We start from the raw sequence: 13,070 nt of genomic DNA, 5'->3' as shown, positions 1-13,070 counted from the left end.
CGCCCAATGTCTTTCGCAACGCCAAGGAACCACCCATGACTTCACTCGCAGGCCAACAATTCATCGGCGGGGGTCGCCGCGCTACCGGCCAGGCGGCCTTGCACAGCGTCGACGCACGCACCGGGCAGGCGCTGGCACAGGCGTTTCACCAGGCCACGGTAGAGGAAGTGGACGCAGCTGCGCTCGCGGCAGCGGCGGCCTACCCGATCTACCGAGCGCTGTCCGCCGCACGCCGGGCCGAATTCCTCGATGCCATTGCCGAGGCGCTGGATGCCCTGGGCGACGATTTCATCGATACCGTATGCCGTGAAACGGCATTGCCCGCTGGCCGTATCCAGGGTGAGCGAGCGCGCACCAGCGGCCAGCTGCGGCTGTTCGCCACGGTACTGCGCCGGGGGGATTTCGCAGGCGCACGCATCGATCGGGCGCAGCCCCAGCGCGCTCCGCTGCCGCGCCTGGACATCCGCCAGTGCCGCATGGGCCTGGGCCCGGTGGCGGTGTTCGGTGCCAGCAACTTCCCCTTGGCGTTCTCCACCGCCGGCGGCGATACCGCTGCGGCACTGGCTGCGGGCTGTCCGGTAGTGTTCAAGGCGCACAGCGGGCATATGGCCACGGCGCAGTGGGTGGCCGAGGCCATCGTCGGGGCCGCCGAGCGTTGCGGCATGCCGGCTGGCGTGTTCAACATGATCTTTGGCGGGAGCGTCGGCGAGGCGCTGGTCAAGCACCCCGCCATCCAGGCCGTCGGCTTCACCGGCTCGCTCAAGGGCGGCCGCGCCCTGTGCGACATGGCTGCGGCGCGGCCGCAGCCGATCCCGGTGTTTGCTGAAATGAGCAGCATCAACCCGGTGCTCGTCCTGCCGCAGGCGCTGGCTGCCCGTGGCGAGGCTGTCGCTCGCGAGCTAGCTGCTTCGGTGGTGCTGGGCTGTGGACAGTTCTGCACCAATCCAGGCCTGGTGTTGGGCGTACGCTCGCCTGAGTTCAGCGCGTTCGTCGAGCACCTGCGCGTGCAGATGGCCGACCAGGGGCCGCAGACCATGCTCAACATCGGCACCCTGGCCAGTTATGCCCACGGTGTGGCCACGCTCAAGGCGCAGGCTGGCGTGCAGCATCTGGCGGGTGCCGAGCAGCAGGGCAACCAGGCCTGGCCGCAGTTGTTCCAAGCCGATGCGCAGTTGCTGCTGGACGGTGAGCCCTTGCTGCAGGAAGAAGTCTTCGGCCCGGCCACGGTGGTGGTCGAGCTGGCCGACCAGGCCCAGTTGCTGGCCGCGCTGCACGCACTGGGTGGGCAACTGACCGCGACCCTGATCGGCGAGCCTGCCGACCTCGCCGAGGCGGGGCCGCTGGTGGCGGTACTCGAACAGAAGGCCGGTCGAGTGCTGGTCAACGGCTACCCCACCGGTGTCGAGGTGTGTGACGCCATGGTCCACGGCGGCCCGTATCCGGCCACCTCCGATAGCCGTGGCACCTCGGTCGGGACCCTGTCGATCGACCGCTTCCTGCGCCCGGTGTGCTACCAGAACTTCCCCGATGCGTTGCTGCCCGAGGCACTGCGCGACGCCAACCCCCTGGGGCTGTTGCGCCTGGTCGATGGCCAGCCCAGCCGTGAACCGATTCGCTGACCAGCATCACCACCGGGCGCGGTCGCGTCCGGTGCTTTTTCGATAACAACAATCAGGCATGCACGACATGCCGAGAGGCTTGGCCATGGATCATCAAACTGTCGACCCCGTTCGCGATCAGGCATTCGAAGATCGCACCTACCGCAAGGTCATCTTGCGTATCCTGCCGGTCCTGCTGCTGTGCTACATGGCAGCCTATCTGGACCGCGTCAACATCGGCTTCGCCAAGTTGAGCATGCTCGACGACCTGCAGTTCAGCAACACCGTGTATGCCCTGGGCGCCAGCGTGTTCTTCTGGGGCTACTTCCTGTTCGAGGTGCCGAGCAACCTGCTGCTGCATCGCTATGGCGCGCGTTTCTGGATCGCCCGCATCATGCTGAGCTGGGCGATCATCTCGATGGCCGTGGCGTTCACCCAGCCGCTGGCGGCGTTTTTCCATATCGAGTCCAGCACCATGTTCTACGTGCTGCGCTTTTTGCTCGGGATCTGCGAGGCCGGTTTCTTCCCCGGCGTGATCCTGTACCTCAACTACTGGTTCCCGACCCATCGGCAGAGCCGGGTGATGTCGGGTTTCCTGATGGCGATGCCGGTCAGCCTGACCTTGGGCGGCGTGCTGTCGGGCTGGCTGATGACCAGCCTCGATGGCTGGCACGACATGGCCGGCTGGCAGTGGATGCTGCTGATCGAAGGCGTGCCTTCGGTGATCATGGCGGTGGTGGTGTTCACTTGCCTGTGCGACAACATCGACAAGGCCGGCTGGCTATCGGATGCTGAAAAGCAGATGCTCAAGGCCAACTTGCAGCAGGAGGAGCACGGCAAGGTCTCGCGCCTGGGCGATGTGTTCTTCAACCCGCGTGTGTGGCTGCTGGTGTTCATCCTGCTGACCTTCAACACCGGCTTCTACGGCCTGGCCTTCTGGATGCCGTCGATCATCAAGAGCGCGGGCGTGACCAGCAGCCTGGAGATCGGCCTGCTGACCGCTATTCCCTATGGCGTGGCGGTGATCGCCATGTTCCTCAACGCACGCCACTCCAATCGCACGGGCGAGCGCCGCCTGCATGCTGCGGTGCCTGCGTTCATCGGAGGCTGCGGGCTGATCCTCAGCGCGGCGTTCTCCGGCAATGTGGTGCTGTCGATCCTGTTCCTGACCGTGGCCGCTTCCGGTGTGCTCAGCCTCATGCCGATCTACTGGACCCTGCCGGGTACCGTGCTTTCCGGCGTAGCGGCTGCTGCGGGGATTGGCATGATCAACGCCATCGGCAACCTGTCGGGCTTTACCGGTTCGATGATCACCGCTGTGGCGGAGAACCTCACCGGCGACATCAACAATGGCACCTATGTGCTCGGTCTGTGCCTGTTCGTCAGCGGCGTGCTGATCATGGCGATCCCGGCAGCGATGCTCGGGCGGTCCAAGGCATCCTCGAACTCGCGCCTGGAACTGGAGGCCGCATGAACGAGGCGCAAGGGGGGACGGCCAAGCCGGCACTGCTGATGCTGGCGCCGCTGCTGGCCGAGCATGAGGCCCGCCTGGCCGAGCGCTTCGTGCTGGTGCGTGCATACGATGCCGATGCCCGCCGGGCGCTGTGGGCCGAGCGGCCGGAGCGCTTCGCGGCACTGGTCACCAATGGCGCGCAGGGCGTGCCGCCTTTGCTCATGGCGGCGTTGCCCAAGCTGTCGCTGATTGCGGTCAATGGCGTCGGCGTCGATGCCATCGACCTGGAGCAGGCGCGCCTGCGGGGAATTCGTGTCAGCACTACCGACGACATCCTCACCGATGCGGTGGCCGACCAGGCTGTGGCGTTGCTGTTGGCGTTGTTGCGCCAGGTATGCTTGGCCGACCGTTTCGTACGGGCCGGCCACTGGCGCCAGGGGGGCTTCCCGCTGCTGGGGACCAGCCTGCGCGGGCAACGGGTGGGCATCATCGGCCTGGGGCGCATCGGCACGGCGATTGCCGAGCGTTTGCGGCCGTTTGGCGTCGAACTGGCTTACCACAATCGACGGGCATTGGCGGGTTGTGAGTATGCGTACCACGGTGACCCACGTAGCCTGGCCGAGGCCAGCGACATCTTGCTGGTGGCGGCGGCGGGTGGCGCGGGGTCCAGGCATCTGGTCGATGCCCAGGTACTGGAGGCGCTTGGCGCAGGAGGCGTACTGGTGAACGTGGCCCGTGGCAGCGTGGTCGACGAGGGCGAGTTGGTGGCGCGGTTGAGCGATGGTCGGCTCGGCGGTGCGGCGCTGGATGTGTTCGCAGACGAACCCCAGGTGCCCGAGGCATTGTTTGCCCTGGACAATGTGGTGCTGCAACCGCACCTGGGCAGCGCGACGCTGCAGACGCGGCGAGCGATGGCCGATCATGTGGTGCGCGCGGTGCTGGCGGGTTAGGGCGCTTGCAGGCACACCTTGGTACAACGCAGGCCCTGAGCGGGTTCACCTGCAAACAAAGCACCGCGGTGTATGGCACCGGCTTCGCCGGTGTTCGCGGGTAAACCCGCTCCTACAGGTACGGCGCAGGCCATGGCAGCAGTGGAGATCCTGTAGGAGCGGGCTTGCCCGCGAAGCAGACGCCGCGGTGTATGGCACCGGCTTCGCCGGTGTTCGCGGGCAAGCCCGCTCCCACAGGTACGGCGCAGGCCATGGCAGCAATGGAGATCCTGTAGGAGCGGGTTTACCCGCGAAGCAGACACCACGGTGTATGGCACCGGCTGTGCCGATGTTCGCGGTCAAGTCGCTCCTAGCGGTCAGAACGTCCCTTTCAGGGTCACCATGAAGTTGCGCGGCTCGCCATAGAAGTTGCCCCATCCAGGCGCACCAATGGTCGCGTAGTACTTCTTGTCGAACAGGTTGTTGCCATTGAGCGCGACGCTCCAGTTCTGGTCGATGCGGTACTGCACACGGCCGCTCCAGAGCGTATAACCAGGCTGCACCACGCGAGTGGTGCCGGTCCTGCGCGAATTGTCGCTCTGGCTGTTCACGCCTGCGCCGAGCGTCCAGCGATCCAGCGCGCCGGCCAACTGATAATCACCCCAGACCTTGAGCATGTGCCGCGGAATGAAGCTGGAAGTGAAGGTCAGCTCGGTCGGGTCGGTGTCGTTGATGGTCTTCAAGTACTTGGTCTGGGTGTAGGTATACCCGGCCAGCAGCTGCAGGCGGTCGATCGGTGAACCACTGACTTCGGCCTCGAACCCCTGGGCACGGACCTTGCCGCTGTCGGTGTAGCAATAGCCGTCTCCAGACCCTGCGCAAGTCCCGATGAAGTCGGTCTCGGCGCGGTGGTCCTCGATGGTGCGGAACAGGTTGAACGCAGTGTTCAACCCGCCGTCGAGCAATTCGCCCTTGATGCCGATTTCATAGTTGGCGCCGGTTTTTGGCTGTAAGGATTGGCCTTCGGCGTTCACCAGGTTGCTCTGCGGCTGGAAGATATCCGAATAGCTGGCGTAGGCGGTCCACTGGTCGTTCAGGTCGTACAGCACAGCGGCGAACGGGGTGACCTGGCCGTTTTCCTGGCTGCGGTTGTTGACCCAGTAACCTCCCCAGGCCTGGGTGAAGGAATCGCTACGGTTGCGGTACCAGCTCACCCGTGCGCCCAGTACCAACGTCAGTGGCTCTGCCAGTTTCAAGCGCAGGTTGGCGTACGTACCCCACTGGCGGGTGCGCGTTTCGGTGGGCACGCTGCTGCCACGGATCGGGTCGACCAGGTAGTCGTCCTTGGACGGATGGGGAAAGTCCGAGGAGGGGTCGAACGGGTTCTGGCTACCGGTCAGCCTCATGAGCGCGAAGTAATCATGGGTCTTCTGGTCGCTGGCGTTGGCGCCGACGATGATCTCGTGCTCCAGGCCGAACGCCTCGAACTTGCCGTCGACGTAGCTATCGAAGCCGTAGTCGTCCTGGTCGTAGTCGAAGCGCCCGGCGTAGCGGCTCATGGCCCCGCTGCTGGCACCGACCGGGACCGAGCCCTCGGAGTAGCCATACTCGATGTTCTGGTTGTTGTGGGTGTAGATCGAGGCGAAGTTCAGCGTCCAGTCTTCGTTGAAACGGTGCTTGAGGTCGGCGAAGGCGGTGATGCGCTGGCTTTGCAGGTCGTTCCAGCTGGCGCCCAGGCAGGTCGAACGCGACAGCTTGAGGTCGGCGCCATCGGCGTAGCGCGGCAGGCCGTGGTAGCACGGCGAGGCGTCGACATCCTCGTAGGCCAGGCCGAAGCCCAGGGTGGTGTCCTCGGTGACGTCCCAATCGAGGGCGCCGTACAACACCTGGTCCTGGCGATCGGCATTGTCGTAGAAATACTGGCGGTCCTGCAGCGTCGCCACGGCGCGGCCACGCAAGGTGCCCGACTCGTTCAGCGGGCCGCCGACATCCACCTGGCCGCGGTAGTTGTCCCAGCTGCCGGCGGACAGCGTGACCGTGGTGGTGGGCTTGTCCTGGCCACGCTTGCGCACGAAATTGACGCCACCGGCCGAGGAGCCGGAGCCTTTCATCATGCCGGCCGCGCCCTTGAGGATCTCGACCCGGTCATAGAACGCCATGTCGCTGGAAAAGCTGTTGGCCTGCACGTAGTTGCCGCCCACATCCAGCGGCACGCCGTCGTACTGGTACTGGCCGTCGAGGTTGAAGCCGCGCGAATAGAAGTACTTGCCGCCCATGGGCGAGTCGTAGACGGTGATGCCTGGGGTCTTGTCCAGCACCTGCTCGAGGGTGTTGAGGTTCTGGTCGTCGAGCATCTTGCGGGTCATCACCGTGACCGACTGCGGGGTTTCACGCAGGCTGTGCACGCCCTTGCCGATGGTTACCGCTCGAGCGGCGTAGGAGCCCGTGCCTTCCGAGGTCGCGTTCAGGAGCTGGCTGGAGATTGTCGTCGCGCCCAGCTCCAGGGCACCTGCGCTGTCGGGGGCCAGGGAGAAGCTGCCGTCGTCGACCGCGATGATGTGCAGCCCTGTGCCACCGAGCAGAATCTGCAAGGCTTCGCCGGGGCTGTGCTCGCCACTGACGCCTGGGCTACGCAGGCCACGGACCAGCTCCGGCTCGTAGGACACGCTGGTCGAGGTGGCGGCGGCGAACTGCTTGAGCGCGGTTTCCAGCGGGCCGGCGGCGATCGCCACGGTGGTCGCGGTCGGGTGGGGCTGGGCGTGCAGTGGCACGCTGGCGAGCACCAGCACGCTACCCAGCAGGGCCCGGCGCAGGGCCTGCTGCAAGGGAGCGTATCGATATCCGCGGATCAGAGCGGTGGAGGGCATGGGAGTTCCTTTCGCCGAGTTGGCCAGGTGAGTGCAGTTACAGACCAAGTCGAATGAGAAAGAAAATCGATAACCCCCAGGCGATATTTTTTTCAGGTGACCGTCAGGCCGGTTGCAACTGCACCCAGTAGCGCGTGAAGTGGCGGGCCTGCAGCGACAGCGTGGTGCACAGGTTACGCAGCACCAGGTCACTGTCGGTCAGTTGGAACGCGCCGGAAATCCGCAACGCCGCGATGTCGGCCGAGCAGCCAAGGTGCCCGCGCCTGTAGCGTCCGAGCTCGCGCAAGAATGCCTCCAGGCGCCAGTTGTGGACCACCAGCATGCCCTGGGTCCAGGCATCTTCGTCACCGCTGGCCGGCTGGACCGCCTGGCAATGTTGCGCGTCGAAGCTGACGCACTGCCCGGCCTCGACACGGGTGACCTGCCCTGTAAGCGAGGCCGGGCGCACTTCTACCGCATGCTCCTGCACGCTGACCTGCGACCCTTCGCCCTTGCGGCGTACCACGAACCGCGTGCCGAGGGCGTGCACCGAACCCTCGGGTGTATGCACGAGCAAAGGCCGGCCCAGTGGGTCCGGCCTGGTACTGATGGCGATTTCGCCGCGTACCAGTTCGATGCTGCGCAGGCGTGCATCGAAGCGGATGTTCACCGCGCTGGCGGTGTTGAGTTGCAACTGGCTGCCATCGGCCAGGGTCAGGTCGCGCCGTTCGCCAATGGCGGTCTGCTCGTCGGCCCGCAATGCTCGCAGCGTCGGTTGGCGCCAGCCGAGCAAGCCACTGCCACCCACGAGCATGAGCACGCCGAGCACCTTGAGGCTGGCGCGGCGTCGGGCGAAGGCGCTATTGAGGGTGCGCTCGCCGATGCCGGGGGTGATGCGCTCGAGCTTGCTCTGCAGCATGCCCACGCGGCTCCAGGCTGCCGCGTGGCTGGGGTCGGCCGCCAGCCAGCGGCTGTGCGCGCCGAGCAGCGCCGGGTCGCCGGGCGCGCAGCGCAGTTCGACGTACCAGCTGGCAGCGGCTTCGAGCACTTCGCGGTTCAGCGCCGGGCTCATGGCTCAGCCCTCCAGGTGCAGCAGGACGTGGGTCAGGGCCCGGGTCGCGTGCTTCTTCACGGTGGTGACCGACAGCGACAGGCGCCGGGCGATCTCCACGTAGCTCAGCCCTTCGAGTTGCGACAGCAGGAACACGCTACGGGTGCGGGCACCCAGGCCATCGAGCATGGCATCGATTTCGACCAGGGTTTCGAGGATCAGCAGGCGTGTTTCCGGCGAGACCTCCAGCGCCTCGGGCAGATTGGCCAAGGTCTCCAGATAGGCGCGCTCGATCGAGCGGCGACGGTAGCTGTCGATGAGGATGCTGCGCGCCACGCTGCTCAGATAGGCCCGCGGCTGGCGCAGGTCGAACACCCGGCGTGTGCTCAGCAGGCGCACGAAGGTGTCGTGGGCGAGGTCGGCGGCAGTCTCGCTGCAGGCCATGCGCTTGCGCAGCCACTGGTGCAGCCAGTCGCTGTGGTCGCGGTACAGGGTGCCGACGGTGTCCTGGGGTGAGGGGGGCGAGGAAGCTGGCATGTGGCGTCAGTTAATGAGAATTGTTTCCGCGATTCTCCGATACTGATGGCACTGGATGCAAGCGGGGGGCTGTAGGGGCGTCATCGCCGGCAAGCCGGTTCCTACCGTTTCTCTCTCAGGGCCTGAACCCGGTCTTGTCCGCGTCGGTGATAGGCCGCAGGACCCGGCACGGCACGCCGGCGGCCACTACGTTCGGCGGTATGTCCGAAGTCACTACGCTGCCTGAACCAATCACGCTGCCGTCACCGATGGTCACGCCCTGGTTCACATGCACGCCGGCGCCGATCCATACCCGGTTGCCGATGCGCACGGGCTTGGCATAACAGCCGCCCGCCGCGCGCTCGGCGGCGTCGATGGCATGGTTGGAGGTGTAGATCCCGACCCGTGGGGCCAGCAGCACGTCGTCACCGATGAAGATCCCGCCGCCGTCGAGCATCACGCAGTCGAAGTTGGCGTAGAAGTTGTTGCCGATGTGGATGTTGCGCCCGAATTCACAGCGAAATGTAGGCTCGAAATGCACACCCTCGCCGATGCTGCCGAGCAAGCGGCGCAGGATGGCCTGCCGTTCGGCAGCGGGGCGCGAGAAGCTGGCGTTGTATTGGTTGCTGAGCAGCACGGCCTGCTCGCGGGCGGCTACGAGCTCGGGGGTGAGGTCGTTGTACATCTGGCCTGTGCGGATGCGTTCGAATTGAGTGTCTAGGTTTTGCACGCGAAGGTCTCCTGGTTTCGGCGAGCGTTTGGCGAACTGAGACGGTAATGAGGGTATGCGGATTTCAGTGAATATCCAGGTGCCTGGGCAGGCCCGGTCCCCTCGGCTTGTGGCCATGGCAAGCTTGCGCCCGCAAGGGTAGCGGCCGGTTTGTCAGTTTGCGCCATCGATTGAGGACGCTGGCTTGTCAGCGATCAGACCTGCCCAGGCGAAACGTGGCCAGCCCTAGGGCAGCGTCTGCGCTTGCGTGGGCATCATGGGCATGTCTTGACGGAAGATTGGAGGTGGATCGGGAACGATCTTGAGCATCGGTATAGGCCTGTTCATGAGTGGGCGCCATCACCGCTTGCTGTCAAACAAGAAGGTGGCGGCTATGTATGGGTTGACAGACCGGTGAACAGAACCAAAAGCCGGCGCACACGAGGTGCCCCACACACAGCCACCATAAAGCGATGCCATGCGGTTCGTTCAGGGCGGCCTGTCAAAGCCGCATCGTTGATTAGCAACGACACCCCGAGACTAGAACGCTGATGAGCAACGCCGCAATGGAAATCAGGCGGTGGCAGTATCTTTGGGAAACGGACTACAAGTAAGGGGCTAAGTCTGATTTTTCCCGAGCGTAGAGCCACTGTTGACGGCATAGTCGCCACCCGCGACCGCGACCAGAAAAGCTCGATCGGCGATCGTGCGCAAGTCACGCCATTCGTTCCAGTCGATCAGTTTCTGGCGATTCATCTCATCGGCTTGGCGCAGCAAGGTTTCGTGGTACGTGCTTGGGCAATCCATGCGCATTCGCACGTCCTCATACGTCGCGTACCAGGCGTCCATCGCTACCATCCGCAGATCGCTCGGCGTGGTCGAACGGGGCAATGTGATCATGACAGGCTCCACAGCTTCGTTTGCCTGTGGAGTACCTGCTACCGCGGACGGTTCAGCTGATGATCATGGACGGTCGCAATGTTGTTGCGGTAAATCCGCTCACAGCGGAGGCAAGATGAGCGGTTATCGACTAGCTACATAAGGAATTTGTTGCCTGGAGGGTTATCTGCGCCCATTTCAAGATGAGAGCGCAGGTCCTCGATCTGTTGGCCGATTGCCTGGGTGACGTAATGCCAAAACTCTGAATTCCTGACCGTCTGCATGACTACCTGAAGTGGCAGAAATCGTTGCATCTCGTTTGCGAAGTCTCGCTGTGTTTGCGCCAATGCCAAGCTGGCGGTGCGCTCCGCCCCCTGATGTAGGAAATGCCCGACCGTAACCGAATGGTCCTGAAGCTTGCGCTCTGTGAGTTCATACGCTGGCTAACGCCTCGCTGGCGAAGCCAGGCCAGATCCCAGATGTCGCGATTTTTTATGCGCCCTCGACGCAAGGCAAATGCCAACAGCTTGTCGACAAAAATTTCTTCGAGGCTCTGCGCGTTGACGATAAGGCCTTCGGTTCCCATGTCGACCCCATACGGGTTGAGCAAGACCATGGGCTGGCGTTGGTAGGAAGGCACAGCGCAGATGTCGATATGGATTTGCTGTGCGGGCAAACTGCGCGCTTCGGGGCGGGTTTGTACGCGTAGTTTCCAGGTATCCACGTTACCCGTTTCGCGGACGGGTTCACTGACCTGCACCTGTAGCCCGTATTTGTCATTGAGTTTGGTCGTCAGGTTTTGCTTCAGCGTGGAGAAGTCCTCACGTTTGAAGCTTGCACCACCGGTGAAGTCCAGGTCTTCGCTCAACCGCCTGGAGCCGTAACAGGTGCGCAAGCACGTTCCACCGATGAAACAAAGGCTCCTCAGCAGTCCGGACTCGCTAAGTATCCGCATGATGTCGTGGTGCAGCAGTTCTTTTTCGACAACCACCTGTAGAGGGGCGAGCTCCGGGGAGTTGGTCAGGGCCTGCTCGACGAGTCGGTCAAACAAGTTCATCGGCAATGCTCCAGTCGATCAGCTCGAGGCTGCGCCGGGTTCTCTTCATGTCTGACAAGGCCAGAGTGGGGCTGGCTCGCCACATCCGACAGCGCTCGTCGTAGGCAAGTTGGCTATGCAGGTCGGCCGCCTTGCGGCTGGTGTGGATGAACTCGACCGTGCCGTATGCCCCACAACGAATGGTCTGGCTTCGCCCTGAAGACATGATGGTGACCCAATTCAGCGGGACTTGGGATATCACTCCAGCGTCGCTGAGCGCCGATTCGAGACTGATGTAGTTGAAGTTGTCTGCCCGCAGGCGTGCGGCAGCGTGGTACAGGATTCGCCCTGGGTTTGGCTTGGCCTGTGTGTATAGGTAAAGGCCTCGGCACAATCTGATCAATTCGTCGCTGTCGGCAGCACGGCTCAGAAGGGACCGATACGCTGTGTCGGACAATTCGGGGAGCAGACCGCGCATGTCTGCAGGGGTGAACAGGCAGCGCTGAGGGGACGCGAACTGACGTAGGCCTTGATAAAGACGGTGCAGTGGCTGACGGGTCATGAGCTTGCTCTACAGAAAGTGGCGATTTGTGCAACTTAGTGTAGAGCTAGCGGGGACTGTTGGACCACCCAAAAGCACCCAAAAGGGGACCACCCAAAAGGGGACAGATTTATTTGTTCCGGCCGCTCGATAACGAGAATAAATCTGTCCTATTTGTTCGCACGGACGGTTCAGCTGACGATCATGGACGATAAGCCATCATGCAGGGCTCACGGTCACCGGCCTCGCTCGGTGGTAGAGCATCGTCGTTGCAGTAAAGCCGCACACAGCGGCAAACATCAGCCAGAACGCCGGAGAGGCCTTGTCCCCCGTCGTCTGCACCAGCAGCGTCGACACCGCCGGCGTGAACCCACCGAACAACGCCGTGGCCAGGCTGAATGCCAGGGAGAACCCCACCACCCGCACGTTCTGCGGCATGACCTCGGTCAGCGCCGCGACCATGGCACCGTTGTACATGCCGAAGAAGAACGAGAAATACAGCAGCACCGCCAGCAGCCGCTCGAAGCTCGCAGCTTCGGCCAGCCAGTGCATGGCGGGGTAGGCGGTGAAGATGCACAGCAGCGAGATCGCCAGCAGCAGTGGCTGTCGGCCGATGCGGTCGGACAGGCTGCCACCGATGGGCAACCAGATGAAGTTGCTCACCCCGACTAGCAGCGTGACCACCAGGCTGTCGGTGGTGCTCAGGTGCAGCACGGTCTTGCCGAAGGTCGGCGTATACACCGTGATCAGGTAGAACGTGGTGGTGGTCATCGACGCCAGCAAGCCGCCGGCGAGCACCGTGCGCCAGTTGTCGCGCATCGAGCGGAACACTTCGCCGGCGCTGGGGTGGTGCTTGCGCGCCTTGAACGCTTCAGTCTCCTGCAGCGAGCGACGGATGATGAAGATGAACGGAATGATCACGCAGCCGATGAAGAACGGGATGCGCCAACCCCAGGCGGCCACCTCGGCCGCTTCCATCGAGGCATTGAGCGTGTAGCCCAATGCTGCTGCCACCACGATCGCCACTTGCTGGCTCGCCGACTGCCAACTGGTATAGAAACCGACGTGCCCCGGCGTGGAGATCTCCGAGAGGTAGACCGAAACCCCGCCCATTTCCGCGCCCGCTGAAAAGCCTTGCAGCAACCGCCCCAGCAGCACCAGCAGCGGTGCCAGCAGGCCGATGCTGGCATAGCCCGGCACCAGGGCGATCAGCACCGTGCCGGCGGCCATGATCGACAACGTCACGATCAGGCCTTTGCGCCGCCCCACCTTGTCGATGTAAGCCCCCAGCACGATGGCGCCGAGGGGGCGCATCAGGAAGCCCGAGCCGAACACCGCGAAGGTCATCATCAGTGAGGCGAACTCACTGCTGGCCGGAAAGAAGGTGCGGGAAATGTAGGTCGCATAGAAGCCGAACAGAAAGAAGTCGAACTGTTCGAGGAAGTTGCCGCTGGTGACCCGCAGGATGGCGCCCAGCTTGGCCCCCCTGGTTTGCATTGTTGTTTTCATCAT

At 63.7% G+C, this 13,070-nt stretch carries 11 protein-coding genes; 3 read left to right on the top strand and 8 right to left on the bottom strand.

The genetic code is table 11. The features are described from left to right. The first annotated feature begins 35 nt into the window (after positions 1-35). From E6B08_RS25795 to E6B08_RS25785, 3 genes are all read left to right on the top strand, one after another. On the top strand, positions 36-1,619 hold the full coding sequence (locus tag E6B08_RS25795; RefSeq protein WP_136916556.1) for an aldehyde dehydrogenase (NADP(+)): 1,584 nt from the start codon (positions 36-38) through the stop codon (positions 1,617-1,619). 67 nt (positions 1,620-1,686) lie between these two features. Then, a complete protein-coding gene (locus E6B08_RS25790) occupies positions 1,687-3,072 on the top strand; it encodes an MFS transporter (RefSeq protein ID WP_136916555.1) in 1,386 nt (461 codons plus the stop codon). Further along, a complete protein-coding gene (locus E6B08_RS25785) occupies positions 3,069-4,001 on the top strand; it encodes a 2-hydroxyacid dehydrogenase (protein WP_136916554.1) in 933 nt (310 codons plus the stop codon). The genes E6B08_RS25790 and E6B08_RS25785 overlap by 4 nt, the downstream gene beginning before the upstream one ends. A 356-nt stretch (positions 4,002-4,357) precedes the next feature. On the opposite strand, the gene E6B08_RS25780 is transcribed toward E6B08_RS25785, so the two are convergent. The 8 genes from E6B08_RS25780 to E6B08_RS25745 all read right to left on the bottom strand — a co-directional run bounded on the left by E6B08_RS25780 (position 4,358) and on the right by E6B08_RS25745 (position 13,070). After that, positions 4,358-6,847, bottom strand: a complete 2,490-nt coding sequence (locus E6B08_RS25780; RefSeq protein ID WP_136916553.1) for a TonB-dependent siderophore receptor — start codon at positions 6,845-6,847, stop codon at positions 4,358-4,360. Positions 6,848-6,950: 103 nt separating this feature from the next. Further along, the gene (locus E6B08_RS25775; RefSeq protein WP_136916552.1) at positions 6,951-7,898 is read right to left on the bottom strand and encodes a FecR domain-containing protein; all 948 of its coding nucleotides are present in this window, start codon (positions 7,896-7,898) and stop codon (positions 6,951-6,953) included. A gap of 3 nt (positions 7,899-7,901) precedes the next feature. Then, complete coding sequence (locus tag E6B08_RS25770; RefSeq protein ID WP_136916551.1) at positions 7,902-8,414, bottom strand: sigma-70 family RNA polymerase sigma factor; 513 nt, start codon at positions 8,412-8,414, stop codon at positions 7,902-7,904. A 115-nt stretch (positions 8,415-8,529) separates the two neighbouring features. Then, positions 8,530-9,123: a sugar O-acetyltransferase gene (locus E6B08_RS25765; protein ID WP_202877483.1), complete on the bottom strand. Its 594-nt coding sequence runs from the start codon at positions 9,121-9,123 to the stop codon at positions 8,530-8,532. Between the two features lie 597 nt (positions 9,124-9,720). After that, the gene (locus tag E6B08_RS25760) at positions 9,721-10,002 is read right to left on the bottom strand and encodes a hypothetical protein (RefSeq protein ID WP_136916550.1); all 282 of its coding nucleotides are present in this window, start codon (positions 10,000-10,002) and stop codon (positions 9,721-9,723) included. Between the two features lie 265 nt (positions 10,003-10,267). Beyond that, positions 10,268-11,038, bottom strand: a complete 771-nt coding sequence (locus tag E6B08_RS25755) for a nucleotidyl transferase AbiEii/AbiGii toxin family protein (RefSeq protein ID WP_238349264.1) — start codon at positions 11,036-11,038, stop codon at positions 10,268-10,270. Continuing rightward, positions 11,025-11,579 (bottom strand): type IV toxin-antitoxin system AbiEi family antitoxin, encoded by a 555-nt coding sequence (abiEi, locus tag E6B08_RS25750; protein WP_136916549.1) that lies wholly within the window; start codon positions 11,577-11,579, stop codon positions 11,025-11,027. The genes E6B08_RS25755 and abiEi overlap by 14 nt, the downstream gene beginning before the upstream one ends. Positions 11,580-11,777: 198 nt before the next feature. Then, positions 11,778-13,070 carry an MFS transporter gene (locus E6B08_RS25745; RefSeq protein WP_136916548.1) on the bottom strand — a complete coding sequence of 431 codons (1,293 nt, stop codon included), beginning with the start codon at positions 13,068-13,070 and terminating at the stop codon, positions 11,778-11,780.

It is taken from the genome of Pseudomonas putida (genome assembly GCF_005080685.1).
In the GTDB taxonomy this organism is placed as follows: domain Bacteria; phylum Pseudomonadota; class Gammaproteobacteria; order Pseudomonadales; family Pseudomonadaceae; genus Aquipseudomonas; species Aquipseudomonas putida_V.
This window is presented reverse-complemented; position numbering and strand designations above follow the sequence as displayed.

Coding starts and splice junctions, on each gene's coding strand:
- E6B08_RS25785 (WP_136916554.1), top strand. CDS start 3,069: ATGAACGAGGCGCAAGGGGGGACGGCCAAGCCGGCACTGCTGATGCTG.
- E6B08_RS25770 (WP_136916551.1), bottom strand. CDS start 8,414: ATGCCAGCTTCCTCGCCCCCCTCACCCCAGGACACCGTCGGCACCCTG.
- E6B08_RS25755 (WP_238349264.1), bottom strand. CDS start 11,038: ATGAACTTGTTTGACCGACTCGTCGAGCAGGCCCTGACCAACTCCCCG.
- E6B08_RS25775 (WP_136916552.1), bottom strand. CDS start 7,898: ATGAGCCCGGCGCTGAACCGCGAAGTGCTCGAAGCCGCTGCCAGCTGG.
- E6B08_RS25745 (WP_136916548.1), bottom strand. CDS start 13,070: ATGATGAAAACAACAATGCAAACCAGGGGGGCCAAGCTGGGCGCCATC.
- E6B08_RS25780 (WP_136916553.1), bottom strand. CDS start 6,847: ATGCCCTCCACCGCTCTGATCCGCGGATATCGATACGCTCCCTTGCAG.
- E6B08_RS25760 (WP_136916550.1), bottom strand. CDS start 10,002: ATGATCACATTGCCCCGTTCGACCACGCCGAGCGATCTGCGGATGGTA.
- E6B08_RS25795 (WP_136916556.1), top strand. CDS start 36: ATGACTTCACTCGCAGGCCAACAATTCATCGGCGGGGGTCGCCGCGCT.
- E6B08_RS25790 (WP_136916555.1), top strand. CDS start 1,687: ATGCCGAGAGGCTTGGCCATGGATCATCAAACTGTCGACCCCGTTCGC.
- abiEi (WP_136916549.1), bottom strand. CDS start 11,579: ATGACCCGTCAGCCACTGCACCGTCTTTATCAAGGCCTACGTCAGTTC.